Origin of the sequence: Peribacillus sp. R9-11, from assembly GCF_031345095.1 — a bacterium.
In the GTDB taxonomy this organism is placed as follows: domain Bacteria; phylum Bacillota; class Bacilli; order Bacillales; family DSM-1321; genus Peribacillus; species Peribacillus butanolivorans.
Genome location: NZ_CP133763.1, coordinates 1,167,315 through 1,192,272 on the forward strand (window position 1 = coordinate 1,167,315; position 24,958 = coordinate 1,192,272).

Below are 24,958 nucleotides of genomic sequence, written 5' to 3' on the forward strand. Positions count from 1 at the left end.
GCTTTAATGGACAACCCTCTAATTAAGCACCGATGTGGGATGGTTGATAATCCAGTTGGCTGATTGCGCGCCATAATTGAACATGACGTACATTTCTAGGAAGGAAGCGTCCCATTTCTTCTTCGTTATAACCGGCATGTAAATTCTTATGGTCAAAAATAATTGGTCGGCGAAGTAAATCCGGGTTATCTTGAATAAGCTTACAAAGATCATTTAATGGTGTATTATTTATATCGATATTTAAGCTACTGAATTTTTTAGAACGGGCTGAGATGATTTCATCTGTACCGCCTTCTGTTTTACGTAAAACCTCTTTAATTTCTTCTATAGAAAGCGGTTGTGAATATAAATTACGTTCATTGTAGGGAATTTCGTTTTTCTTAAGCCAAGCTTTTGCTTTACGACAGGCTAAACTGCTTGGAGTAGTATAAATTGTTACCATTTAAAATCGACTCCTTCAAAGTGTTAAAGTTTATGGAATGAATTATTTTTGTATTTGTTATACTCTTACTTTAACGTTTCTTTGTGTCAGCAATATGTCAAGAAAATAAACTTAAAAGTTATTTTAATTCCTGTACATGAACAACAGTATGTGTTCGAACCATTTTATCGAGGTGAAAACAAAAAGCTGAAGATACGTGGTTTAGGTTTAGGGCTGCCATTCAGCAAGATGCTTGCCAAAGCGCAAAAGGGAGATCTTGTGCTGAAAGAAAGTAATGAACAAGGGACGACGTTTACAATTATTGTAGAGAAATCAAATTAGATATAGAAAAAAGGGTTGTCCGCTTTAATGGACAACCCTCTTATTATGCAACTGAATGTAGGATGGTTGATTAAGCCAATTGGCTGATTGCACGCCATAATTGAATATGACGTACTTTTCTAGGAAGGAAGCGCCCCATTTCTTCTTCGTTATAACCGGCATGCAAGTTCTTATGGTCGAAAATGATTGGTCGGCGAAGTAAATCCGGGTTATCTTGAATAAGCTTACAAAGATCATTAAGTGGTGTATTATTTATATCGATATTTAAGCTATTGAATTTTTTAGAACGGGTTGAGATGATTTCATCTGTACCGCCTTCTGTTTTACGTAAAATCTCTTTAATTTCTTCTATAGAAAGAGGTTGTGAATATAAATTACGTTCATTGTAGGAAATTTCGTTTTTCTTAAGCCAAGCTTTTGCTTTACGACAGGCTAAACTGCTTGGAGTAGTATAAATTGTTACCATTTAAAATCGACTCCTTCAAAGTGTTAAAAGTTTATGGAATGAAATTATTTTTGTTTTTGTGATACTCTTACTTTAACGTTTCTTTGTGTCAGCAATATGTCAAGAAAAATAAACTTAAAAGTTATTTTGAAAAGAAAGGGAGAAAATGAAATGCAATCTGCCTTTAATAAAGAAAACAATGATAGTACGCTGCCATATAATTTTGATTCTTTAGTGCGGCAACAGCAGCAAATTTTCAATGTTACACCGGTTAATTTGTTTAATTCAGCGGATGAATCTCCATTTAATTGCATAGTGAATGATTGGATCATTAACGACTGCATTGATTTTATAGGCAATAAAACCATAATGGCATTACATAAGGATGAAGATAATAAGTCGAAAGCAGAGAAGACAGCTACGAGCAACACACCAAAAATTGTTAAAGCCGGGCAATATGTGATGGAATCGTTCGATTCAATGCAAGTAACGAACACAGTCCAAGATACGCTCGTTTTTTCTAAGGATGTGTGGATAGTATCATGACAGCAGATTTTTGGTCACCAGTCAGACTATCGATCCAGGTAGCGGGACTCGCAGGTATCATTGTTTTTATTTTAGGAATTTTCCTTGCACGAATAATGGCTAAAAAGCAATTCAGAGGAAAAATCCTATTGGAAACCGCATTTTTATTACCACTTGTTTTGCCTCCTTCTGTCGTCGGCTTTTTATTGATTGTGATTTTTGGGAAAAACGGAAAGCTGGGTGAATTCATTGAAAGGGTTTTTAATCAGCCCTTAATGTTCACATGGTGGGCAGCGGTTATTGCATCTACCGTTGTCGCTTTTCCACTTATGTACCAATCCGCTAAAACAGGTTTTGAAGGTATAGATGAAGAAATCGAGAATGCAGCAAGAGTTGATGGGGCAGGCGAGTGGAAGTTGTTTCTGCTAGTATCCCTTCCATTGGCGGTTAAATCAATCGTCACAGGTGCCATATTGAGTTCTGCACGGGCTTTGGGTGAATTCGGGGCGACGCTTATGTTTGCCGGAAATATTCCCGGACAGACACAGACAATTCCTACCGCTATTTATATCGCCATGGACTCCGGAAATATGACATTAGCCTGGCTATGGGTCGGTGTAATCATTGCTATTTCATTCATCATGCTCTTTGTCGTGACGTTCATTAAATGAATGATTTTTTTCATATAGGCTAATAAAAAAATGAGGTGCGGCTTCTACATCTTTTGTATGCGTGAAGCCGTTTTTTTCGTACAGTTTTCTTGCAGGCAGGTTCATTTTACCGGTAGAAACGGATAGTTTTTCCCATTTACAAGTAAATTGAAGATGATTCAGCAGTGTTTCTGCTATTCCTTGTCGAAAATAATCTGGATGGACGACAATTCGGCAAATCTCCATATGCATAATTTCTTTTGTATAGGATATTGCTCCAGCTAATGTATCGGCCTTGAAAAAGCCGATAAACGTTTCATTACAATTTAAAAATTGGTCATAAGTTTCTAATAATGGGGGAATATCGGTAAATTCAATAATATCTGCTTCTATCTGATAGGCTTTTTTCTGAAGCATAAAAAGCTGTTGTCCATAATTAGAGTCTAGAACTTGAATTTTTTTTATCAAATAATCACATCCTTTAGTTACATTATAATAGATGATGACGAGGAAGATTATTGTTTCTAATCAGTCTATGTTATAATCGACAAACAATATGAACTAATGAAATGAGGAAGAAATTTGTTAACATTTGAAGAAAAATTGAGCATTATTGAAACTTTTCCTGAATTACAGAGGAAAGATGTTTCACTGGGCCGTGTGAATTTCCACTATCTAGAAAGTGTCCAAGAGAAAAAGATCGTCGTTCAGCACCTGCATCCAAATGGAAATGGATTCGTATACGCAGGGCATATGAGAAAGAAAGAAACTGACCGTAAAGGATTTATCAATATACGTGACTATACTGAAGAGGAATTAAAAGATTTGATTCAAAAAAGCATAGCTTATCTATCCGAACCTCCGATTGAAATCGAAGAAGAAGAAGTAAACGAGTTCGCTAGGTTGGAAGGAACATGGATTGGACTTGAAAAGCAGGAGCTTTCGCTTGTAAGAGAAGATCAACTCTGGAACGTATACTCTGGATCGAATTTGGAGGAGTGTTTCGAGAGCCCGATTGAGGCAGAGCGCTATTTACTGGACGAAGGTTTCCGCCAAAGCAAGAAGAGAAAAATGTAGAATTTTAGGATAATTTGTCGTTGGAATTACAGCGATAATCTTGTTTTTTTTTGATTTTACATGATATAATATAAGTAATTATTTTTGTTCGGAATAAGTTTGATAGATGGATTTACCGTTATAGGATTCCTCTTGAAACATTATCCAGAACCAAAAATAGTAATAAAATGGATTTTTCCAAACACAGGAGGAACTATCATGGTACAAGGTAAAGTAAAATGGTTTAACGCAGAAAAAGGTTTCGGTTTCATCGAAGTTGAAGGCCAAGACGATGTATTCGTACATTTCTCAGCTATCCAAGGCGAAGGCTTCAAAACTCTTGAAGAAGGCCAAGAAGTTTCTTTCGAAATCGAGCAAGGCGCTCGTGGACCACAAGCAGCTAACGTTCAAAAATAATTGAACGCTTATAAAAAAAGACTCCGATTCTGGAGTCTTTTTATTTTTCCTCTGAAAAGAAAAAATTTTTAATCCCCTTTTCTGTTGGCTATTTCCTTAAGTAATTTATCCAATTTTTCTTCGATCCGTTTAGAACGATTAAAATGCTGGGACAGGTTAATTACTAAAAATATTAAGATTACTGCAAACAATAGCATAAAAAGTATGGGGAGTAACTGAGCGATAGTATCAGCCATAGGGTTTCTCCTTTTTTCTTCATTATATACCATTATTATCCTTAGTATGATGCAGGGATTAAATGATTTTCATAATCAGGATTCTGTTTTTTACTAATTAACGAATGAAAGGGATATGCATAATCGCATATCCCTTTCATTCAGTTCCTAAATAAAGAGGTGAACTTTTGAAGTCTTGGCAAGTCTGATTCTTGATACATTTGTTCGATTTTTAAAGTCACCAATAACTGGCTCTTTGCAAATAGCATGTCCCGAAAATGATCGACCGCTCCGCAAAAATGATTGTAATTGGTTTCTCCTGTCCCGAAGACGCCTGTCTTTAGATGAGAAATCGGTAATTGCTCTAGTTCCGCATAAAAGGCAGCTGTTTTGGCAGGAAGCTCTCCATTACCCCATGTATAGGTACCGATGATCAATGCATCATATTCTGGCAATATACCGGTATCAAATTCGCTAGTTCGAAAAAGTTCTGCTTCTGGCAAAAGGGAAGCAAGGGCTTCAGCTAGTGCTTTTGTATTGCCGCCCGCCGAATGATAGACAATTGCAATTTTATAGCTCATCGAACCCATTGCTAGCATTTACTTGACTGTATGTTCTTGATTTTTGTTCAAAGAAATCAGTTTTGGTGAGGCCAATAGATTCGTCGTCGAATGTTTTAATCCATGGCATCGGGTTCTCACTATACTCTTGATACAAGTTTTCAAGTCCTAGCATACGCAGTCGTTTGTTGGCGATGTACTCGATGTACTCGTTGAATTCTTCCAAGTCGAGATCTGCTTTGGTTTGTATATCCTCAAGCATATACTCAGACCATTCTTTTTCAAGTTCAACTGCTCTTTCAATCGTTGTATAGATGAACTTCGTGTTTTCTTCATTATTTAACTCCGGGTATTCATACATCAAGATTTGTACGAGCATTCCGATGAAATCGAAGTGAACCATTTCATCGCGATGTATATAGGAAATCATTGTAGCCGAACCAGTCATTAGGTTTTGACGCCCTAAGTTGTAATAGAAGGCGAATGCCAGGTAGAAATAAATACCTTCGAGGTTCGTGGAATGGATGAGTGCTTCAAATAAGTGTTGAGGACTAGGATCGTCCACAAACGTTTGATAGGCATCCACAATCGGTTGATTTCGCTTTATCACTTCCGGGTGTTCTTTAATGCGGTCGAAAAGTTGTTTTTGCTTGCCTACCGGAATCAAGGAAGCAAGGATATAGGAATAAGATTCATTATGAATAGATTCCTGCTGGGCCATGTTGGCCAGGATCGCTTTTGCTGCCGGGTCTTTGATGTAACGAAGGATTTCCACTAAAGTCGGCGTTTGAAGGCTGTCCATTCCTGCAATCATTGTAAGGATATCAAGGAAAGCATCCTGGATATCTTCATCTAATTCGCCCCACTGCTTTTTATCCTGAATCATGTTCACGCTCGAAGGCTTCCAAAAGTTATTTATGAGTTGTGTATACGTATCATAGAATTTTTCATACTGAATATCGTTCCAAAGGAGAAAGCCTGAAGCTTCCCCTTTGAATACGCCCGTTGCTTTAGTTGGATGCGTAGGTTCGAGCATCCGGATTTTTTTGATATGATTGGTCATTCGTAAAACTCCTTTAAAAATAGATTACTGATTTGATCGTTAACTTGAGCAACTTTCGCAGGCATTATCATATTCAGATGAAGTGGAACGAACATAATATGTTGATTTCAATCCGCTTTCCCATGCTGTTAAATGGATATCCAATAGAACTTTAGCCTTGATTGTGTTGTGGACATACAGGTTAAAGCTGATAGCTTGGTCAATATGACGCTGACGGGCTGCATTTTGTCTGATGCTTTCCAGTTGGTCCAAGTTAAATCGTGTTTTTTTATAATACTCATACGTATTAGGCGTCAATCCGGGTGCTGTCACTTTGAATTTGAAGTTTTTCTTTTCTTCATAAAATTCAATTTCATATAAGGGATCGATTCCATCAGTGGAGTTACCGATTTTAGCCGTTGATGAATTAGGTGCAATGGCCATTAAATATCCATTACGGGTACCGTGTAGCTGCACATTTTCTTTTAAATCTATCCATTTTTCATCGGTATAGTCACGAAGTTCGAAATATTGGCCTGTATGCCAATCAGATCCTTCAAAATATGGGTACGTTCCTTTTTCCTTAGCCAATTCATTAGACGCTTTGATTGTTAAGTAAGCAATTTTTTCGTATAAAGTATCAGCATATTGAACGGCCTCATCTGATTCCCAATATATATTCTGGGTGGCAAGTAAATGATGCCATCCAAATGTTCCTAAGCCAATTGCCCGGTAACGCTTGTTTGAGATGGATGCTTGCTTGACCGGAAGACTGTTCACATCAATGACGTTATCGAGCATGCGGATCTGAATCGGAATCAATCTTTCTAATACATCGCTACTTACCGCGCGAGGCAGGTTAATGGAAGAAAGGTTACATACAACGAAATCGCCGCTTTTACGAACTACAACTACATCGCCATCTTCAGTTTCGTATTCATCCGTGATCGTTGAAGGGCTTAAGTTTTGAGCAATCTCTGTGCAAAGGTTGGAACAATAAATCATTCCTTTATGTTTATTAGGATTCTTACGGTTCACTTCATCACGGTAGAACATATACGGTACGCCTTCTTCTAGCTGAGAAATCATAATGCTCTTCATAATGTCCATCGCGTTGATTTTTTCAAAGCTATAGCTAGGAAGTGTGCCATTTTCCGCAGCCTCCACAGCGTGAGCGTAATGATTTCTGAAGCTTCCTTCGCCTTTTTTCTCGTCATAAAAATCTTCGAGTGAGAATCCAAGGGTTTGCTTTACGGTATGTGGGTCGAAAAGATACCATTCTTTCCGATCGCGTACGGCTTCCATGAACAGATCAGGAATACATACACCTGTAAAAATATCATGAGCTTTCAACCGGTCATCACCGTTTTGTGTCTTTAAGTCAAGGAAACTCATGATATCTTTATGCCAGGCATCCAAATAAATCGCGATTGCCCCTTTACGCTGGCCCAATTGATCGACGCTGACAGCAGTCTGGTTAAACAAACGGATCCAAGGGGTCGTGCCTGAACTGTTTCCAGAAAAACCACGGATATCAGAACCAAGTGAGCGGATTTTACCGACATAAAGTCCTACACCACCGCCGAATTTAGATACTTTAGCGGCATCGTAGTTGGATAGATAAATGCCATCAATAGAATCTTCAATCGCGTCAATAAAGCATGAACTTAACTGACCGTGAGTTTTTCCTGCGTTTGATAGGGTAGGTGTCGCGACGGTCATATACAGATTGGACATCGCCCAGTATGCCTCTTTGACAAGTTGCAGGCGGTGTTCTGTTTTTTCCATTCTCATAATTTCCATAGCGATGATCATGAAGCGCTCCTGAGGCAGTTCGTAGACCTTGTCTTTTTTCGGACGGGCTAGGTAGCGGTCGTTTAATAAGTAGATACCGATATAAGAAAATAGTTTATCTTTTTCCGGATCGATCACTAAGCCTAATTCTTCAATTTCTTCTTTGGAGTAAGAGTCGAGTAGTTCGGGTTTATAAATCGGGTAGCGTTCCCCCTCTTGCTGTTGAGAGAGTCCTGCGATTAATTCATAGAACGGTCCGTAGCTCACGCCCTCATAACCGCGATTCGCTTGTGCATCCCTGTACATCGTATTCAAAAGTTCTGCCGCAGCAACAAACGTCCAATCTGGAGCATCTATGTCTACACTTTCGAGAGCAAGCTGGATCAGTTTTTTTGAAGTTTGTTCTTCTGTTGAGTCACTTTTACGATCTAGCCATTTTGTAAAACGCTTTTTGAACTTTTCCATATCTAGCCGGCCTTCGAATTCCTTGGATAACATCTCAAGCTGGATAGAACTTGTTTCTGTGTCATTTTTCACTATAGTAGAGTTATATGTTTGAGTCATGAATAATCCTCCTTGTAAACTTCCATTAAATAAAAAAATCCGCCCAATAAATTGAGCGGATCAAACGATAGAATAAAAGAGCCATGAAAAAATAGCCGTTATACTATCGTTTCATCATCTCAATCCCCGAAGAATAAGAAACGTGAAAAATCCAGGCAGGTCTCCTGACTCATGATCATCCTACTTTGAGTTCTTCCCGTATAAAGAGATATACAGTGGTTTTCTCATTTCGTCACATTTACAGTTGCGGGGACAGTTCCGGGTTTACACCGGATTCCCTTTTCAGCCATCACTGGCACCTTGGATTACAAATAATTCTATATATAGTTATGTGTGTTGTTTTTAATATCAATATCTAGTATTTCTGCTTATATTATCGTAATCCATATGAGACGATAATTCAACTAATATATTTGATAAAAACCAATCCTTATCTATTGACAAAGTGAGGGGAGAGGGAAAAAGAGTGAAAGAATTAATAGGGAAATGGGAAATTCAAACGCTGAATGTAAGAGATTTTATGTTAAAATAAAGTGTATAGTAAAGGTGGCTCTCCCTTATTGTAAAGATGGGGGTTCCCGGAAAAATATTTATTAAAAAGGAGAAATAATCTTGGAAAAAGTATTAGTTTTTGGACATAAAAACCCAGATACAGACACAATTTGTTCAGCTATCGCTTATGCGGATCTGAAAAAACAACTAGGTATCAATGCTGAACCTGTTCGTCTTGGTGAAGTGAATGGTGAAACTCAATATGCATTAGACCAATTCAAATTCGAAGCTCCTCGTCTTGTAGAAAAAGTGGCAGGGGAAGCGGATGGTGTGATTTTAGTTGATCACAACGAACGCCAGCAAAGTGCAGAAGACATTGACCAAGTCCGTGTTTTAGAAGTTATCGACCACCACCGTATCGCTAACTTTGAAACAAGTGATCCTTTATATTACCGCGCAGAACCAGTTGGCTGCACGGCAACTATTTTAAATAAAATCTATAAAGAAAACGGTATTGAAGTGCCTAAAGCAATCGCAGGTCTAATGCTATCTGCCATCATTTCCGATTCTTTATTGTTCAAATCTCCAACCTGCACAGAGCAAGATGTTGCAGCAGCAATGGAATTAGCGGAGATTGCCGGAGTAAATGCTGAAACATATGGCTTAGAAATGTTAAAAGCAGGCGCTGACCTGAGCGACAAAACAATTGCCCAGCTAATTACTCTTGATGCAAAAGAATTCTCTATGGGAACTGCGAAAGTGGAGATTGCTCAAGTCAATGCTGTGGATCCGAACGAAGTTCTTGCCAAACAAGCTGAATTAGAAGCAGCTATTGAAGCTGTTATTGCTACGAAAGAATTAGATTTATTCTTATTCGTTGTAACGGATATTTTAACAAATGATTCTGTTGCCTTGGCTCTTGGGAAATCAACGGAAGCAGTTGAAAAAGCTTATAACGTTACATTGAGCAACAACATTGCCGTCTTAGAAGGCGTTGTATCACGTAAAAAACAAATCGTGCCGGTTTTAACGGACATATTCAGTAAATAAAGATGTGAAAAGGGTGCTCTGAATACTTCGAGCACCCTTTTTATGTAATATTGTGAGGGTCAACAAATTTCAATCATGTCTATAAAAAAGGACTCAAACAAGCCATTTAAATGACGTTTGAGTCTTTTTTTTAATTCAAAGCTTCCTTCTCTTTTTCATAGGCGATAATAATTAGTTCTTTATTTGCGTCTTGGCCTAGCTTGCTTTCAAAGCTTCTTAGTTCATTCAGTAAATCTTGTGACAGGTTTGCTGCCGTATAATCCTGCTCGGATATCATACTTTTTGCTCCTTCCATCTAGATATATTTCATGTTATCTATTTTGTCGGTTTAAAAAGTTTCTATTCAGCAAAATTTAAACTTAAGATATTTTACTATCATAAGTGGCGAGCTTTTCAAGCAATTGGGAACTTTCATGATCGAGACCAAGCACCTGAACAGATTTACCATGTAGCCGATATTTAAGGACAACCTTATCAACTGCGCCGACTGCAGAAGCATCCCATATTTTTGAATGGGAAAAATCAATGGTGATAGAATCAGCCTTTTCATTTACATCGAACTTGGAAACAAAGTCCTGAACCGAGGCGAAAAATAATTGTCCGGTTATACGATAAATAATTTTCTTAGCCTGAATGTCCTCTGCTTTTTCAACCGACACTTTAGAAATTTTAGCCGAGAAGAAAATCATGCTCAAGAGAACGCCGGCAAATACGCCTTTTGATAAATCATGCGTATAAAGAACAATGATGACAGTTACAATCATCACAGCTGCATCCGTCTTAGGAGCTAGTCTGAGCCTCTTCAAGGAAGACCAGTCGAATGTTCCTATTGAAACCATAATCATGACTGCAACAAGGGCTGCCATTGGAATTTTAATAAGGACGTCATTCAGTATCACGATTAAAACCATCAAAAAAGCCCCGGCAACAAATGTTGAAAGCCGACCTCTGCCGCCAGACTTAATGTTAATTCCAGATTGACCAATCATTGCGCATCCTGCCATACCGCCGAAACACCCGGCGATAATATTTGCAATGCCCTGGCCTTTGGCTTCCCTATTTTTGTTGCTATCTGTATCGGTCATCTCATCGACAATTTGAGCCGTCAATAATGATTCAAGCAACCCGACAAATGCAAGTGCTATGGAATAAGGAAAAATGATAGCCAATGTTTCAAATGTAAAAGGAATATCTGGAAGCATGAACATTGGAAGTGCCTCGGTCAATTGCCCCATATCCCCAACAGTACGCATAGTGGCCCCTGTTGTAACTGCTACAATAGTCATGAATATGATAGCGACCAGTGGTGAAGGAATGATTTTGGTGATGCGTGGAAAAAGATAGATGATTGCAAGTGAAACTGCCGTCATGACATACATAATCCACGTTTCACCCACGAAATGAGTAAGTTGGGCAGTGAAAATCAAAATGGCTAGAGAATTCACAAAACCAGTCATAACAGGCTTTGGGATAAACTTCATTAACTTTCCAATTTTGAAGACCCCTAGTAAAACTTGCAGTATACCAGTTAAAATTGTTGCTGCAAGTAAATAGTTCAAGCCATGATCTTTTACAAGATCAACCATGACTAGCGCCATTGCCCCAGTAGCGGCTGAAATCATACCTGGTCTTCCGCCGACAAAAGAGATGACGATGGCGATACAGAAAGAGGCATATAACCCTACCATTGGGTCGACCCCGGCAATAATGGAAAAGGCAATTGCTTCAGGAATCAGTGCCAGTGCCACGACAATACCGGAAAGAACATCTCCGCGAACGTTGCCGAACCACTCCTGTTTTAATATAGATGTATTCAAAGAAACACTCCTTTTTTCATTATATATGTGTTTTAATTTGCTTTATTAACGCAATAAATTATAGCATGGCTTATTCATTCTATCTATGGATAATAGAAACCACTAAATATGGGCTATTCATTGATTAGCTTTTTACTTTTGAGACAAAAAGTCTGGATGTCTCACAGAAGGGGAAGAAATACTTTAAGTGAAATGTATTGATAAGGGGTATAGCTGTCACATGCTTGATAGGGGATCTAGGGCATTTTTTCGACTTTGGTGAGGTATGAATCATTGGGTTTAAATGTTTGAATTTCCAAAGACTTCTGTTTACCTTTTGCGATATGTTACTATTAATATACTGATTTTTCTGTATTTACTGTGGGTTATTCTTCAACAATGGATAAGAACAGGGGATGCTCCTATGAATAAAAGTGAGAAGAGAACGAAATTAGTAGAAAAAATTGAAACGCATTTAAGATTGACTGCAAGAAATTTAGTGAAATTCGATACAATTCAAGAAACATTAGATTTTACGGTAGAATCATTTCAACTGGAGTTTTCATGGGATTTCGTGGCAATCGTTTTAAGAGAAGATGATATCTTATATCCAAAAGTCTGGAAAGGAGGTTCGCCGCATTTTGCAGATTCCTTTCCAATTCATCTAAGTGAATGCTCTCCGGAGATTCTCGAAGAAGGATGGGATATTAGGAAAGAAGAAAGCAGCCTCAATTGCAAATTTTATAAGTTAATGAAAAATGAAAGAATTTCAACCTGGTTTACTGTACCTTTAAAAGATGATGGAATCAGCTATGGGTTCTGTATTATTGGTTTTCATAATTTCGTTCCTTTAATTTCTGAAGTTGAGCAAATTTTTGTTGAATTTGGAAAAGATGTCGCAGTTGCTATGCAGCTTGCAAAGGAGAAGGAATTTGAGAAACGAAAGTTAAGCAGCATAAGATGGGTCAATGAAAATGTGACCCCGGGTTCATCGATGGAAGAGTTAGTGCAAAAGGTGCTAGAGCTATCATGCCAAGGTACGATGGCAGAGGACGCCTCCATCTATTTGTTCGATGAATCGGAAAACTGTTTTTATTTGCAAAGCCCTTTGATAGGCTCTCCTAAACTGGAAGAAAATATTAGGGTTATAGGAGAGAATGAATTAAGTACATACTTTCCATTTTTTGAAAAATCGGGTGGCTTTCAGTTGTCGGTTCCGTTGGTGGTAAATCTTAAGACTGTGGGAATGATTCATTTAGCCAATAAGACAATGGGCGCATTCACAGTGGGGGACCTTGAGCTTCTAAAATTTTTATCAAACCATGTGGCCGCATTATTTGAAAACGCTAGATTATATTTAAATGAAATTCATTTAAAGCAGCGGTTACAAAAGATTATGGGCTATCAACAGGAACTGGTCAAAGAGACATTGTACGGGGAAGATTTTGATGTCATCACGGATACCCTCAGCGGGTTGTTGTCCTGTTCAATCATTCTTTTTGATAGATTCTTCAGGTACATCTCTATTCATCTAGAAAACGAGGATGAATATTCACTTCCCGATATATATAGTCTTATTGAGAAAGAGAAAGCGAAAATTGGTAAGGAAAAACGGGGAATATGGCTCGGAGATTTTAAAAAGGATTCTACTGCTATTGGTTTTTGGCCTGTAATAGGAAGTGGGGAATTATTAGGCTATTTAGCGATCATCACAAATAAGAATGCTGTGGATGAGGTTACGAATTTAACAATTGGACATGCGCTAAATGTATATGCCATTCAGTTCATCAAACAAAAACTGATCATAGAAACTAAAGAGCAGGTGAAGGACAGTTATATAACTAAACTGTTTGAAGAGAAGATAGAGGATAAGGCTAAAATAGTGGAATACGCGACGCTAATGAACATAGATTTATATCGGCCACACCGGATTGCTGCATTAAAACTGGAAGAGGAATCTTTACTTTCCCATTCGAACCTGATCGAGAGAGAAGCAGAAAAAGCCTCGGAATGGGATCATATGAAAGAACAGCTGTATCTTAAATACAAAGAAATCATCGTGACTAAAAGAGATGATATGATGATTCTCATGATTCCAGTAGAAAGAGAAAAAGACCTGGCTTCCTCTTATTGGGGAGAGTTATATCAATATCTTAGAGAGCAACCGATTTTCAAAAAGCTTTCCTTGACGATTTATATGGGAGTGGGAGGGGCGACAGATAAGCTGGAGGATTATTATTATGCCTACAAACAGGCCATGCATGCTTATAATGTTAGCCGAAATGGCTTCCCGAAAAATGGTCTAGCTATATTTGATGAATTGGGTTCGTATTCTCTTTTAAATAACCTGAAAGACCCTGCACTTGCCGATTTATTTCTGAAAAAGTATTTAGCTCCGTTGATGGAATATGCAAAGGGAAGTGGAGCAGATCTTATGAATACACTAAGAGCCTATTTATTTAATAACGGAAATCTGAAAAATACCATGGATGTACTTTTCATACACCGCAGTACTCTGCGCTACAGGTTGGAAAGAATTCGTGACATTCTAGACATGGATCTAGAAGACGCAGAAACGCGATTAAATCTGATGATTGCTTATAAACTTCATGATTTATATCAATCCAGCCAGTTATAGACTGACAAAATGTGTCCTCCTCAACATAATCAATGATAAAAGGCCTTGAAGGGGGCTTTTTTTTGTGAAAAATTTTATCTGAGATTCATTAGTAATAGAAGAGTTTATAAGATTCAAGTAGCCTTTTGTGTACTTGCACAAGCTTTCTCTCTTCATCTTACATGATATATGGTGGGATCAAGCAAGCTTTAGAAGAAAGAAGGAAAGAAAGCCAGTGCAGAGGAAAAAGCTACGTGTGAGCGCTTCTGTATCGAAATGATAGGGTGAATAGAATTTAGGTCTATGATCCAAGAAAGAGCAAGCAAGTCTACTCAAAAGTAAGACCAGAAACTATTCTTTATAAATAATGCTTGATTTACATTCGGGACATGTTACTTCTTTATAATGCTTGAAGCTAATCTTTCTAAGATCCCTTCTGGTTAACATAGTAAATACATTATATCTTGCGCCGCATGCACAAGTATATTTGTCTTTAACTATGTGTCTCTCATCTGTATTAGCTGAATAAATAGTAGGAAAAAACATATAAAACCCTCTTTTATCTAATTTTAGGCAAATTAAAAAGGGGGCAAGAAATAAATAATTAATTAATCTAATCAAGATATATCTTGGCAACCCGGCTGCCATGACAACTAAATTGTTGGTTTAGGCCCGTGGCTTTGCGTCTTTTACTTTCATAAAATTTGCCTAAAATAATCTTAACATAAAAATTAACTCGTTTTGGAAGTGCAGAAAAAATACTTATCTATTAAATGGGAAGAACTAATGAGGGAAAGAACAAGTGATAAGCGAACTTTCCTTTGGTGTGGTTCTTCTCGAAGGGGTTTTATTCCAAGATGTAACTGCTAATTAGGAAAAGATAGATATATATTAATTTTATCAGGTAATGGTTCTCTAAATAAGAGTTAGTATTTCCTAGTACAAGGTATTAGTCAGGCTGAATTATGATCATTGGATAAATGGGAAAGCGGCTGCTCAAATATAAAATGAGGGTTATTCAAACTGAGGATATGATACACAGTTGGTTTACACTCTGGATCTCGATTGGTACAAAATGTACGAATTAAAGGGATCCGTTTAGTACGCTATGTACCTATAACTGGTTAATATATGGAGATATAATGACAATTATTAGATAATAAAATAAAAATTCAGTCAATTAGGAGGGCACCTATGGATTTCAACTTAACAGATGATCAGCAAGCGATTGTTTCGATGGCAAGGGATGTAGTGAATGCTGAAATCATTCCACTAGCAAGAGAGTTCGACGAAAGAGAGGCTTTCCCGGTAGAAATCATGGACAAGTTGAGGGAATGTGGACTATTCAATCTATCTATTCCTGAGGAATACGGAGGTCCTGGAATTGATAAATTATCACATGCCTTAATCGTGGAAGAAATAGCAAGAGGCTGTGCTGGCATAGCAACTTCATTGGAAGCTAATTCACTTTCATCTTATCCAATTTTAGTTGGTGGGGATGAATCACTTAAGCAAAAATATTTGAAACGTTTAACCGAAGAAGGGCAATATGCTTCTTTTGCCTTAACAGAACCGGGCGCGGGCAGTGATGTATCTGGCATGTCATCAACTATTGTAAGAAAAGATGGCGGTTACATATTAAATGGGGAAAAGTGTTTTATCACCAACGCAAGTTATGCTCATTTCTATGTAGTACTCGCCAAACAGACGCTTGAAAATGGGGAAAATTCTTTTACGGCTTTAGTTGTCGAAAGAGATTCTGAAGGTATTACGGTTGGTGAAAAGGAAAAGAAAATGGGGCTTAGAGCTTCTAACACAGCTTCGGTTATCTTCGATGATGTCTTTGTACCCCTTGAAAATCGAATTGGAGAAGAAGGAAAAGGTTTTAAGATTTTTATGAAAGCACTTTCTTTTGCGAGGCCGATGGTTGGAGCACAGGCGGTAGGAATTGCACAGGGAGCATATGAAAGCGCTTTAAATTATGCGAAGGAAAGAAAACAATTTAAAAAGCCAATCGCTAATTTCCAATCCATCCAATTCATGCTGGCTGATATGGCGATGACCATTGAAGCATCAAGGTTATTGGTTCATAAGTCTGTCTTTCTCTTGGAACAGGGTACGCCTTCAGCGAAGCATGCTTCTTTCGCTAAATGTTTCGCTGCTGATACCGCAATGAAAGTAGCCGAAGATGCGGTGCAAATTCACGGAGGTTACGGATTCATTCGGGAATATCCAGTTGAGAAGTATTTCCGTGATGCTAAAATCATGCAAATTTACGAAGGTACAAATCAAATACAACGTGTCGTCATTGCAAAAGAGATATTGAGTTAACTAAAAAGGAGGAAATGAAAATGGCAGAGACAATTATCGGGGTCGTAGGATCAGGAACAATGGGGGGAGGAATCGCTCATCAAGCAGCGTTATCCGGTTTCAAAGTAATTTTATGTGATGTAGAAGATCGATTTTTAGATAATGCGATTAATAGAATGGAAACGTTCATGGATAAAAGCGTAGCAAGAGGCAAGATGAAGGAAGAGCAAAAGCCTGAGGTGCTGGGAAGAATCACAACAACGACTAATTTGGAAGATTTAAAGGAAGCCAACTTTGTTATCGAAGCAATCATCGAGAACTTGGAAGCGAAGAAAGCGATATTTTCCCAGTTAGATAACGTTCTTGGCGAAGAAGCGATAATTGCTACCAATACTTCATCGATGTCGATCACAGTCATTGCAGGAGCGACCAAGCGGCCTGAGAAGGTAGCGGGTATGCATTTCTTTAACCCGGCGCAAATCATGAAATTAGTGGAAGTGGTCCGTGGTTATAATACAAGCGATGATACCGTATCAAAATTAATGGAGCTTTCAAGGGCATTTGGCAAAGAACCAATCGAAGTCAAAAAAGACTCGCCTGGATTTATCGTGAACAGAATCATGATTCCGCAATTCATTGAAGCCATCAGATTGGCTGAAGAAGGGGTAGCTTCTTATGAAGATATTGATAAAGCCGTTAAATTGGGATTGAATTATCCAATGGGTCCTTTTGAATTGCAGGACTTTGCAGGTGTCGATATTGGTTTGCACGTCATGGATTATTTTTATGATGAATTTAAAGACGGTCGTTTTGCAGCTCCTCAACTTATCCGCCAAATCGTAAATGCAGGACGTACAGGTAAAAAGGCAGGTGCAGGATTTTATGACCACGACAAAAAATGAGGGGGCAATAAAAGTGGAATTAGAAGTGTTGAAATATGAAATTGAGCAAGGGGTAGCAACTGTTTATTTGAATAGACCCCCTCACAATCCATTAAACTGGCAGTCTTTTAAAGAACTTTCTATGCTTATGGATCAATTGGACCGTGACAGCAGGGTAAGAGCAGTGATCATTACGGGCAGTGGCGATCGATCATTTGCAGCCGGCGCAGACATAAAAGAGATGATGAACCTGACGGAAATGGAGATTCTGCAGAATAATGAAATTTCCCGAGGAGCTTTTGAAAAAATGGAACGGCTGTCAAAACCTATAATTGCAGCTGTAAATGGTCTTGCTTTAGGCGGCGGTGCGGAGCTTGCCCTTGCTTGTGATTTGATTATTTGTTCTGAACGCACGAAATTCGGATTTCCGGAAATTAATCTGGGGATTATTCCAGGAGGCGGAGGAACTCAGCGTTTTCAGCGTTTAGTTGGCCAAAAAGCGGCTAAGGAAATTCTGTATTTTGGAGAAATGTTCTCAGGTGAAAGAGCCTATGAACTTGGTGTTGTTAATAAAGTCGTTCCTGCAGATCAACTGTTGACTGAAGCGAAAGAATGGGCAGTAAAATTGGCAGGTAAATCTTCGATGGCAATGAAGATGATGAAAAAGGCAGTTAATGCGGGCGCCAATACAGACTTAGATACGGCACTGGATATTGAAATGGCTTGTTTTGGTAACACGTTTGCCTCTTCTGACCGTAAGGAAGGCATGCAGGCCTTCGTAGAAAAAAGAAAAGCTATTTTTAAATAACAAAATGGGGGCGCCAGCGTCCCCTTATAAAAGGGAGGATACAAAACATGGCGGGAAACGATATTGTTTTAATAGAGGGAGCAAGAACGGCATTTACTGAATTCGGGGGATCTTTCAAAGATGTTTCAGCTATTGACCTCGGCGTAATAGCTTCTAAGGAAGCAATGACCCGTTCAGGGATAAAACCAGAAGAAGTAGATCAAGTAGTGATGGGGAATGTTATTCAATCAAGCGGCGACGCTGTGTTTCTAGGTAGGCATATTGGATTGAAATCTGGTATCCCGCAGTCAGCACCAGGGCTTACCGTCAATCGTTTATGCGGTTCTGGATTGCAGGCCATTGTATCGGCAGCCCAATCCATCAGACTTGGTGAATCACAAGTAGCCCTTGCTGGTGGAGCGGAAAATATGAGCCAAATCCCTCATGTTATTCGTGGAGCACGTTTTGGAATTCCTCTTGGGCAAGCACCAATGGCCGATTTTCTATGGGAATCCCTATATGATCCATATGGAGATTGCACGATGTCCATCACGGCAGAAAATATTGCCGCAGAGTATGGTATCACCCGAGAAAGCTGCGATGAGTTCGCAGTAAGAAGTAATGAGCGGGCACTTGCCGCCATTGAAAAAGGTTACTTTGGCAAAGAAATTACCCCGGTAGCTATTAAAACAAGAAAAGGCGAAGTGAATATTGATCGGGACGAACATCCTCGTGCTTCAACGTATGAGAAAATCTCCAAGTTAAAAGCACGGTTTAAAGATAATGGGGTCGTTACAGCAGCCAATGCAAGTGGTATCAATGATGGAGCGGCAGCGGTCATTCTAACATCTTCAGATTATGCTGAAAAAAATAACATTAAACCGTTAGCCCGTCTCGTTTCCTATGGAATCTCCGGCGTTGATCCAAAATTAATGGGATTAGGTCCAGTTACGGCTATTCAGCAAGCGCTTTCAAGGGCAGGGATGGATATTAAGGATCTCGATCTTGTTGAAATAAATGAAGCATTTGCTGCTCAATATCTTGGGTGCCAAAAACTGCTTGATTTTGATCCTGAAATTGGAAATGTCAACGGAGGCGCAGTGGCTTTAGGCCATCCGTTAGGCGCAAGTGGTGCACGTATTTCACTTTCCTTAATTTATGAATTGCAAAGACGCGGGAAAAAGTATGGCGTATCTTCGCTTTGTATCGGTGGAGGTCAAGGGATTGCTGCAATTTGGGAAGCAATTTAATGAATCGTTTTAGTTAGTAAAGGAGGTAAGGTATTTGATAGCCAATCATACTGGGACGAATTCTTATACAGTATCACAGGTCTTTAAACATGCGGTTTTAACAACACCGGAAAAAGAAGCAATATTTGATGGGGAAAATCGTCTTACCTATGGTGAAATTGATGTAGAGGCTGATTTATTAGCCTCTGGATTAGTTCAGCTAGGTATTGAAAAAGGCGATCGGGTCGCGGTCTGTTTACCAAATTGGAATGAATTTATGGTTATTTTTATGGCGCTATCTAAAGTAGGTGCGATACTTATTCCTTTAAATATAGATTTCCGCAAAAATGAAATCATTTATATTTTAGAAAATTCGGGTGCTAAAGCTGTTTTTTTCTCAAACACTTTTGGTAAAGTCGATCAATTCCCACAATTGATGGAAGCCCAAAAAAGCATTTCCACATTAATACATCTCATCTCCGTCCGTTTTCAACATGATTCCATTAACAATTATGATCGTTTAATTCAATTAGGAAGAAATCACAAAATATTAAAGACACCTAAAGTGGAAAATGATGATATCTGTGTGATCCTCTATACTTCTGGGACGACAGGCAATCCAAAGGGAGTCATGCTCGCCAACGAGAACGTGGTGAGTATATCAAGAACAGCAGCTTATAAAATGGATTGTAGTCCTAACGATGTATTTTTAATCCCTGTTCCTTTATTTCATATCATGGGCTTGATGTTCATGTTGCGCTCCATTTCCTGTCAGGGAAGACTCGTTTTAATGGAAAAATTCAAAGCGGAAAAGGCATTGGAATTAATTCAGCATGAAAAGGTGACCATTCATCCGGGAGTGCCGACCATGTTTATCCTAGAATTGAATCACCCTAACTTTTCTACATATGATCTATCGAGCTTACGAACCGGGGAAATGGCTGCAGCACCTTGTCCGATTGAAATTCTTCGTCGGATTAAGAATGAGATGAAATGCAATATCCTAGTGGCCTATGGTATGACGGAAACATCTGCAAGTTTATCGATGACGAATTTCGAGGATGATGACCATCTAAGGGCTGAAACGGTAGGCAGAGCGATGCCGGGCGCAGAAGTGAAAATTGTGGATGATAGCCGGGAAGCAGTTCCGCCAGGTGTAGTCGGAGAACTTGCCTGCAAAAGTGCAGGCCTGATGAAGGGGTATTTCCAGATGGAAGAAGAAACAAAAAAGGCTACGGATGAACATGGGTGGTTTTATTCTGGAGATCTGGCCACGATGGATGAAGCAGGATATATCCGGATTGTCGGCCGTAAAAAGGAATTGATCATCCGCGGGGGGTACAATATCTATCCTCGTGAGGTAGAGGATGTCTATTATCAACACCCGAGCGTAATGGAAGCAGCTATCATTGGCTTACCGGATACGGTACTCGGAGAAATCACTTGTGCTGTAATCCGTTTGAGGCCAGGAAAGCAAGCTTCCGAGCAGGAACTTAAAAAATTTGCCGAACAAAGACTCGTGTCATATAAAGTTCCAAACAGATTTGTCTTTATGGATGAACTCCCTATGACATCATCAGGGAAAATATTGAAACGAGAACTAACAAAGCGAATAGAATCAGAGCTCAAAGGAGAATTGCGGTAATAAGGAAGGGGGAGGAAAAATGAGGGAGAATGAGCACAAGTTTATGATTGAATTCGGGGAGACAGATGGAGCGGGTATTGTTTATTTTCCTAATTATTTGAAGTGGTTTGATAATGCAACACATCACTTTTTTCGGTCCATGAATTTGCCCTTAGCGCAATTAAAAGAAAAGAATATTATTTTGCCTTTGATTGATGTGCGCTGTACGTTCGAAAAGCCGCTTCATGAGGATCAATGGATAGTCATTAAGACCACAGTTGGGAAAATGAGTACAAAAACCATTCAATTCATACATGAAATATTTTTGAATGGCGAGAGGGTCAGTTATGGGTATGAACTTCGTGGATGGGTTTTAAAAGGAGAAAATGGGATAGCGGCTCAGCCGATTCCAGAGGAAATAAGGGAACTAATGACGTGTGATGATGTAGTAAATAAGAAAGAAGTGTTAAGTAGATAAAAGTTGGAAGAGGTCGATCATGGGTATGAATTCTATTCAAAAGCAAGGTGTCATTTCAAAGCAAGGTTGGATTATGATTATCCTTTTGTTTTTCTTGACTGTCATTAGTAACGTGGACAAAGCCATCATTGGATTTGCTTCCGTCCAAATTATGGATGAGCTAAACATCACACCCACGCAATGGGGATTAGTGGGCAGTGTGTTCTTTTGGTTATATTCTTTATCAGCTATTTTAATGGGGGCTTTATCCGATAAAATTGGGACCAAACGGGTCATTACCATCATTGCCATCATATGGGCTGTGGTTCAGTTTTCTACTTTTTTTGTTTATAGTTTTCCATTATTATTGGCAACAAGACTTATTTTAGGTGCTGGAGAAGGGCCTGCCTATTCGTTGGCCATGACTTCTGCTTCTAAATGGCTACCTAAACAAAAGCTTAGTTTTGGATTGACGCTTGTTTCGATAGGAGGACCTTTAGGTGTAGCCATTTCTGCTCCTATCTTGATGTATATTATGCAGAGCTTTGGATGGCGAAGCGGTTTTATAGCAACAGCTGTTGTAGGTGTAATTTGGGTTCTCATTTGGTTGAAATTCAGCAAAGAACAACCAGAAGAAAAGACTTCAACTATATCCACACCGATAGAAATGGACATGGAGGAAAGAGAAAAGGAAACAAAATTCACAACTTCCCTATTTTCGAAAAACTTCCTTTTAATTGCACTTTGTGGATTTGCAACATACTGGTCTTATACATTTGGCCTTAATTGGTTGCCTAATTATTTGGCTAATGTCCGGCAAATCAGTGAGACCCAATTAAGCTTTGCCGTTACAGTTCCATGGATCTTAATTACTCTTTCACAATTATTCTTCTCTTTCTTGTCTGATCGGTTATACAGTAAGACGAATAGTATCATCCGTTCCAGAGTTTTTGTACTCGGTCCTGTCATGATATTAGGATCTGTATGCTATATCCTGGGGACCATGGTTTCTTCTGATATCCTGGCAGTTGGGTTGCTTTCTTTAGGATTAACCTTTGGTTGTATAACTCTTATTCTTGGACCGACGTTGTTAGTAAACCTTATCTCCAAAAGGCATCAGGGTAAAATCCAAGGATGGTTTATGGCGATTGCCTCATTAGGTGGGATTGTGGGTCCTTATATTACAGGACTTTTTGTGGAAAATTCTGTGTCAGCGACGACTGGATTTCAATATTCCTTTTTCACCTGTGCAGGGCTCTTATTCGTTTTTGGAGTCACGGCCTGTATCGGAATACGTCAAAAAAAGAGTCCGGTTTCTGAGGTATCTACCAATACGGCTATATAAGGGGTTTTGTATGAACATTGTGTAAATATACATTTTACAGAAAATATAAAGAATCCATTTTGAAAAAGTTTGATCAAATTGGATTCTTTTTGTTTAAATAGGACTTTCACTTTTATAAAAACGTTGATTAAAATTCGATTTTTCTTCTTAAAGGATATTTAAAAACTTTCAATTTTAAAGCTTCTTAAGTTTTAAATAAAACCTCATATGAAGGAAAGATTGTATTTGTATCCCATGATCAAGCATTCATAAATAATGTAGCAGATTTACAGTATGATATTTATGATAAAAAATTGCATCAAATGTAATATAAATTTGTTTTCAAAAGCAAAAACGGATGGTATGGTAATTGTGGTAATAATAACCATATCACATTATCCTAATCAGAAATAAATTATACTATTTGGAGAGTGAATTATGTTAGACTTCGATGCGCTGTGGGATTACAATCAACCTGAAGAAACCGAGCAGAAATTTATCAGTTTGCTAATGCAAGCAGAGGGCTCCGGAAACATTGGATACTTAGCTGAACTTTTGACTCAAATTGCACGTTCTCAGGGATTGCAGGCAAAATGCAGAATAGCGCATGAGACGCTGGATCGCGCAGAGAGATTATTGAAAGAGGATTTAGTTGTGGCGCGAATTAGATATTTTCTGGAACGAGGCAGAGTTTTTAATTCCTCATCTCGATCAATGGACGCTATTCCGCTATTTCTCAATGCATGGGAATTAGGAATCCAGTCCAGTGAGGATTATTACGCTGTTGATGCAGCGCATATGTTGGGAATTGCTGAATCGACTCCGGAGAAACGTATGGAATGGAATTTGAAGGCGCTAGACTATGCCGAAAAGAGTCCTAAAGCCAGCCGTTGGTTAGGTTCGTTATATAATAATATCGGTTGGGCACAAGTTGAGAATGGAAAACTTGAGGAAGCACTTGAATTGTTCAAGCGAGCGTTGGAATTCCGCAAGTTGCAAGGCACCCCAAATTCGGTGTTTATTGCAAAATGGAGCGTAGCAAAGGTACTTCGGTTAATGGGACAAGTTGACGAGTCTTTTGCAATACAGATGGAATTACTTGCTGAAACCGAACAAAACAGCGAACCCGATGGATATGTTTATGAGGAGGTCGCGGAGTGTCTTCTTTTGCTTAAAAGAAGCGAGGAAGCACGACAATACTTTTCTTTTTGCTATGACCGCTTAATACTCGATAACTTTCTTGCAACAAAGGATCCGGAGCGCATCGAACGCATTAAGGAATTAGCAGGACGATCAGTCTAGAGGAGAAATGTTAAATACGTTAAAACTACTACACAATTTGGAACGATATTTATATAGGGATTTATATTTTTCTTGAAAATTAATAGAGAAGTATATCCTAGTTTGTTAATCCAATAACCGTACCAGACGATTTGAAATTGTGTAGATAAAGCAATTATATCTTTTATAGAGATTGGCAATAATATTCTGATTGAATAAAGAAAAGCACTGGATTCTTCAAAAATCCAGTGCTTTTTTCTATGAACGTATCAAATATTTGATGCAGTTATAACCGAATTGCAAATGATGAATTCGGTTTACTTTTAGGTATTGAGGAGACCAATCGGTTAAAGCTTTGCTCATTTTCAATACTTCTTATAGAACTAACATACTACCCATAAGTTAAGTAAGAAAGGAGTTAATTAACTCCATTTTTAGAATCCCATACCCCTTGTGCTTTTCTTATTTCCACGATTTGTCCGATATGATATGCATTATGAATATTTATATTAGCAAAAACTGACGACCAAGGTGCATCAGATTCCTTATATGCAGCACTATGAAATTTTTCTTCATCGCAGTCTTTAATAGCATCAGCCCAATCAGACATTACTCTAAGTAACTGCAATACTACGGATTGCCATTCTTCATTTGTTTCATTCGGATTCGTATTATCAAACGTAGCGTTATTGTTGACTTCTTCTTGGGAAAGTGGAAGACCTTAGAATCGGTTCAGATACCGTTCATTCCAAAAAATTAAATGGTTAACTATCTGCCAGATGGAATTGCTGTCCCTTGATTTCCAAGAAGCTTGTTCTGCTGAGAGTCCATCTATTGCGATGTTAAGAGGTACAAACCAGTTCTTTTGTTCATAACAAGCACCCATTTGTTCTAATAATACAGCTTTTAGATTCATTCTAAAGCCCCCTTGAAGTAAATGGTTATTATTAATTATTTTAATAAATAGCCCTACAATTCCTTAATTTCGTTATACTGGTCCGTTACTTCAACAAGCTTACCTGGATAGTTCCATAAGAAAAACAGCTGCCGAAGCAACCTCCATTATTGAGGTAAAGCAC

General features: G+C 38.6%; 26 protein-coding genes and 2 riboswitches. Of the genes, 15 read left to right on the forward strand and 11 right to left on the reverse strand.

The window, feature by feature from the left end; translation table 11 throughout:
* Positions 1-22: 22 nt before the first annotated feature.
* On the reverse strand, positions 23-442 hold the full coding sequence (gene spx, locus RE409_RS05590) for a transcriptional regulator Spx (protein WP_309558665.1): 420 nt from the start codon (positions 440-442) through the stop codon (positions 23-25).
* Between the two features lie 54 nt (positions 443-496).
* Here spx (RE409_RS05590) and RE409_RS05595 point away from each other — a divergent pair, with 54 nt between their 5' ends.
* Positions 497-763: an ATP-binding protein gene (locus RE409_RS05595; protein WP_309558666.1), complete on the forward strand. Its 267-nt coding sequence runs from the start codon at positions 497-499 to the stop codon at positions 761-763.
* 70 nt (positions 764-833) lie between these two features.
* On the opposite strand, the gene spx (RE409_RS05600) is transcribed toward RE409_RS05595, so the two are convergent.
* Positions 834-1,229, reverse strand: coding sequence for a transcriptional regulator Spx (spx, locus tag RE409_RS05600; RefSeq protein ID WP_201182212.1), 396 nt, complete (start codon positions 1,227-1,229; stop codon positions 834-836).
* 150 nt (positions 1,230-1,379) lie between these two features.
* On the opposite strand from spx (RE409_RS05600), the gene RE409_RS05605 reads away from it, so the two are divergent.
* Together RE409_RS05605 and modB are read left to right on the forward strand one after the other, a co-directional pair.
* Complete coding sequence (locus RE409_RS05605) at positions 1,380-1,754, forward strand: type 2 periplasmic-binding domain-containing protein (protein ID WP_201221866.1); 375 nt, start codon at positions 1,380-1,382, stop codon at positions 1,752-1,754.
* Positions 1,751-2,404, forward strand: a complete 654-nt coding sequence (modB, locus tag RE409_RS05610) for a molybdate ABC transporter permease subunit (RefSeq protein ID WP_201221864.1) — start codon at positions 1,751-1,753, stop codon at positions 2,402-2,404. Before RE409_RS05605 ends, modB begins: the two co-directional genes overlap by 4 nt.
* Here modB and RE409_RS05615 read toward each other — a convergent pair.
* The gene (locus RE409_RS05615; protein ID WP_201249944.1) at positions 2,366-2,851 is read right to left on the reverse strand and encodes a GNAT family N-acetyltransferase; all 486 of its coding nucleotides are present in this window, start codon (positions 2,849-2,851) and stop codon (positions 2,366-2,368) included. The genes modB and RE409_RS05615 overlap by 39 nt on opposite strands.
* Before the next feature lie 114 nt (positions 2,852-2,965).
* Between RE409_RS05615 and RE409_RS05620 the strand changes: the two genes are divergently transcribed.
* Both RE409_RS05620 and RE409_RS05625 read left to right on the forward strand, forming a co-directional pair.
* Positions 2,966-3,460 carry a hypothetical protein gene (locus tag RE409_RS05620; protein WP_201182198.1) on the forward strand — a complete coding sequence of 165 codons (495 nt, stop codon included), beginning with the start codon at positions 2,966-2,968 and terminating at the stop codon, positions 3,458-3,460.
* Between the two features lie 198 nt (positions 3,461-3,658).
* Positions 3,659-3,856: a cold-shock protein gene (locus RE409_RS05625; protein WP_028393295.1), complete on the forward strand. Its 198-nt coding sequence runs from the start codon at positions 3,659-3,661 to the stop codon at positions 3,854-3,856.
* Positions 3,857-3,924: 68 nt separating this feature from the next.
* Here the strand turns inward: RE409_RS05625 and RE409_RS05630 are convergent, their stop codons facing one another.
* From RE409_RS05630 to RE409_RS05645, 4 genes are all read right to left on the reverse strand, one after another.
* The gene (locus RE409_RS05630) at positions 3,925-4,092 is read right to left on the reverse strand and encodes a hypothetical protein (protein ID WP_201182196.1); all 168 of its coding nucleotides are present in this window, start codon (positions 4,090-4,092) and stop codon (positions 3,925-3,927) included.
* 140 nt (positions 4,093-4,232) lie between these two features.
* Positions 4,233-4,652 (reverse strand): flavodoxin domain-containing protein, encoded by a 420-nt coding sequence (locus RE409_RS05635; protein ID WP_201183441.1) that lies wholly within the window; start codon positions 4,650-4,652, stop codon positions 4,233-4,235.
* On the reverse strand, positions 4,642-5,694 hold the full coding sequence (locus RE409_RS05640; protein ID WP_056531167.1) for a ribonucleotide-diphosphate reductase subunit beta: 1,053 nt from the start codon (positions 5,692-5,694) through the stop codon (positions 4,642-4,644). The genes RE409_RS05635 and RE409_RS05640 overlap by 11 nt, the downstream gene beginning before the upstream one ends.
* 39 nt (positions 5,695-5,733) lie before the next feature.
* On the reverse strand, positions 5,734-8,031 hold the full coding sequence (locus tag RE409_RS05645; protein ID WP_201249941.1) for a ribonucleoside-diphosphate reductase subunit alpha: 2,298 nt from the start codon (positions 8,029-8,031) through the stop codon (positions 5,734-5,736).
* A gap of 136 nt (positions 8,032-8,167) precedes the next feature.
* A riboswitch (cobalamin riboswitch) is annotated at positions 8,168-8,349 on the reverse strand.
* 294 nt (positions 8,350-8,643) lie between these two features.
* Here RE409_RS05645 and RE409_RS05650 point away from each other — a divergent pair.
* Positions 8,644-9,573, forward strand: coding sequence for a manganese-dependent inorganic pyrophosphatase (locus RE409_RS05650; protein WP_201182190.1), 930 nt, complete (start codon positions 8,644-8,646; stop codon positions 9,571-9,573).
* Positions 9,574-9,703: 130 nt separating this feature from the next.
* On the opposite strand, the gene RE409_RS05655 is transcribed toward RE409_RS05650, so the two are convergent.
* The gene (locus RE409_RS05655) at positions 9,704-9,850 is read right to left on the reverse strand and encodes a hypothetical protein (RefSeq protein ID WP_201182188.1); all 147 of its coding nucleotides are present in this window, start codon (positions 9,848-9,850) and stop codon (positions 9,704-9,706) included.
* Positions 9,851-9,932: 82 nt separating this feature from the next.
* Positions 9,933-11,390 (reverse strand): SulP family inorganic anion transporter, encoded by a 1,458-nt coding sequence (locus RE409_RS05660; protein ID WP_309558669.1) that lies wholly within the window; start codon positions 11,388-11,390, stop codon positions 9,933-9,935.
* A 403-nt stretch (positions 11,391-11,793) separates the two neighbouring features.
* Here RE409_RS05660 and RE409_RS05665 point away from each other — a divergent pair, with 403 nt between their 5' ends.
* The 9 genes from RE409_RS05665 (at position 11,794) to RE409_RS05705 (ending at position 23,900) form a co-directional block, all read left to right on the forward strand.
* Positions 11,794-14,007, forward strand: a complete 2,214-nt coding sequence (locus RE409_RS05665) for a helix-turn-helix domain-containing protein (RefSeq protein WP_309558670.1) — start codon at positions 11,794-11,796, stop codon at positions 14,005-14,007.
* A gap of 607 nt (positions 14,008-14,614) precedes the next feature.
* Positions 14,615-14,705: riboswitch (cyclic di-GMP riboswitch) on the reverse strand.
* A gap of 475 nt (positions 14,706-15,180) precedes the next feature.
* Positions 15,181-16,317, forward strand: a complete 1,137-nt coding sequence (locus tag RE409_RS05670) for an acyl-CoA dehydrogenase family protein (RefSeq protein ID WP_053344797.1) — start codon at positions 15,181-15,183, stop codon at positions 16,315-16,317.
* Between the two features lie 20 nt (positions 16,318-16,337).
* Positions 16,338-17,198 carry a 3-hydroxyacyl-CoA dehydrogenase family protein gene (locus tag RE409_RS05675; protein WP_201221852.1) on the forward strand — a complete coding sequence of 287 codons (861 nt, stop codon included), beginning with the start codon at positions 16,338-16,340 and terminating at the stop codon, positions 17,196-17,198.
* Between the two features lie 13 nt (positions 17,199-17,211).
* Positions 17,212-17,985, forward strand: a complete 774-nt coding sequence (locus tag RE409_RS05680) for an enoyl-CoA hydratase/isomerase family protein (protein ID WP_379159096.1) — start codon at positions 17,212-17,214, stop codon at positions 17,983-17,985.
* A gap of 47 nt (positions 17,986-18,032) precedes the next feature.
* On the forward strand, positions 18,033-19,214 hold the full coding sequence (locus tag RE409_RS05685) for an acetyl-CoA C-acetyltransferase (protein WP_201182176.1): 1,182 nt from the start codon (positions 18,033-18,035) through the stop codon (positions 19,212-19,214).
* A gap of 34 nt (positions 19,215-19,248) precedes the next feature.
* A complete protein-coding gene (locus tag RE409_RS05690) occupies positions 19,249-20,838 on the forward strand; it encodes a class I adenylate-forming enzyme family protein (RefSeq protein WP_309558671.1) in 1,590 nt (529 codons plus the stop codon).
* A 19-nt stretch (positions 20,839-20,857) separates the two neighbouring features.
* On the forward strand, positions 20,858-21,295 hold the full coding sequence (locus RE409_RS05695) for an acyl-CoA thioesterase (RefSeq protein WP_056531189.1): 438 nt from the start codon (positions 20,858-20,860) through the stop codon (positions 21,293-21,295).
* Between the two features lie 19 nt (positions 21,296-21,314).
* Positions 21,315-22,619 carry an MFS transporter gene (locus RE409_RS05700; protein WP_309558672.1) on the forward strand — a complete coding sequence of 435 codons (1,305 nt, stop codon included), beginning with the start codon at positions 21,315-21,317 and terminating at the stop codon, positions 22,617-22,619.
* Positions 22,620-23,036: 417 nt separating this feature from the next.
* Entirely contained in the window at positions 23,037-23,900 is an 864-nt protein-coding gene (locus RE409_RS05705; RefSeq protein ID WP_201221847.1) for a tetratricopeptide repeat protein, read from the forward strand.
* A gap of 397 nt (positions 23,901-24,297) precedes the next feature.
* Here the strand turns inward: RE409_RS05705 and RE409_RS05710 are convergent, their stop codons facing one another.
* Positions 24,298-24,489 (reverse strand): hypothetical protein, encoded by a 192-nt coding sequence (locus tag RE409_RS05710; protein ID WP_309558674.1) that lies wholly within the window; start codon positions 24,487-24,489, stop codon positions 24,298-24,300.
* 111 nt (positions 24,490-24,600) lie between these two features.
* Positions 24,601-24,795, reverse strand: coding sequence for a DinB family protein (locus tag RE409_RS05715; RefSeq protein ID WP_309558675.1), 195 nt, complete (start codon positions 24,793-24,795; stop codon positions 24,601-24,603).
* Between the last annotated feature and the right edge of the window lie 163 nt (positions 24,796-24,958).

What these genes read in the sequence shown, in the direction of transcription:
- spx (WP_309558665.1), bottom strand. Translation starts at nt 442, where the DNA reads ATGGTAACAATTTATACTACTCCAAGCAGTTTAGCCTGTCGTAAAGCA.
- spx (WP_201182212.1), bottom strand. Translation starts at nt 1,229, where the DNA reads ATGGTAACAATTTATACTACTCCAAGCAGTTTAGCCTGTCGTAAAGCA.
- RE409_RS05605 (WP_201221866.1), top strand. Translation starts at nt 1,380, where the DNA reads ATGCAATCTGCCTTTAATAAAGAAAACAATGATAGTACGCTGCCATAT.
- modB (WP_201221864.1), top strand. Translation starts at nt 1,751, where the DNA reads ATGACAGCAGATTTTTGGTCACCAGTCAGACTATCGATCCAGGTAGCG.
- RE409_RS05625 (WP_028393295.1), top strand. Translation starts at nt 3,659, where the DNA reads ATGGTACAAGGTAAAGTAAAATGGTTTAACGCAGAAAAAGGTTTCGGT.
- RE409_RS05630 (WP_201182196.1), bottom strand. Translation starts at nt 4,092, where the DNA reads ATGGCTGATACTATCGCTCAGTTACTCCCCATACTTTTTATGCTATTG.
- RE409_RS05635 (WP_201183441.1), bottom strand. Translation starts at nt 4,652, where the DNA reads ATGAGCTATAAAATTGCAATTGTCTATCATTCGGCGGGCGGCAATACA.
- RE409_RS05640 (WP_056531167.1), bottom strand. Translation starts at nt 5,694, where the DNA reads ATGACCAATCATATCAAAAAAATCCGGATGCTCGAACCTACGCATCCA.
- RE409_RS05645 (WP_201249941.1), bottom strand. Translation starts at nt 8,031, where the DNA reads ATGACTCAAACATATAACTCTACTATAGTGAAAAATGACACAGAAACA.
- RE409_RS05655 (WP_201182188.1), bottom strand. Translation starts at nt 9,850, where the DNA reads ATGATATCCGAGCAGGATTATACGGCAGCAAACCTGTCACAAGATTTA.
- RE409_RS05665 (WP_309558670.1), top strand. Translation starts at nt 11,794, where the DNA reads ATGAATAAAAGTGAGAAGAGAACGAAATTAGTAGAAAAAATTGAAACG.
- RE409_RS05670 (WP_053344797.1), top strand. Translation starts at nt 15,181, where the DNA reads ATGGATTTCAACTTAACAGATGATCAGCAAGCGATTGTTTCGATGGCA.
- RE409_RS05675 (WP_201221852.1), top strand. Translation starts at nt 16,338, where the DNA reads ATGGCAGAGACAATTATCGGGGTCGTAGGATCAGGAACAATGGGGGGA.
- RE409_RS05685 (WP_201182176.1), top strand. Translation starts at nt 18,033, where the DNA reads ATGGCGGGAAACGATATTGTTTTAATAGAGGGAGCAAGAACGGCATTT.
- RE409_RS05695 (WP_056531189.1), top strand. Translation starts at nt 20,858, where the DNA reads ATGAGGGAGAATGAGCACAAGTTTATGATTGAATTCGGGGAGACAGAT.
- RE409_RS05700 (WP_309558672.1), top strand. Translation starts at nt 21,315, where the DNA reads ATGGGTATGAATTCTATTCAAAAGCAAGGTGTCATTTCAAAGCAAGGT.
- RE409_RS05705 (WP_201221847.1), top strand. Translation starts at nt 23,037, where the DNA reads ATGTTAGACTTCGATGCGCTGTGGGATTACAATCAACCTGAAGAAACC.
- RE409_RS05710 (WP_309558674.1), bottom strand. Translation starts at nt 24,489, where the DNA reads ATGTCTGATTGGGCTGATGCTATTAAAGACTGCGATGAAGAAAAATTT.
- RE409_RS05715 (WP_309558675.1), bottom strand. Translation starts at nt 24,795, where the DNA reads ATGAATCTAAAAGCTGTATTATTAGAACAAATGGGTGCTTGTTATGAA.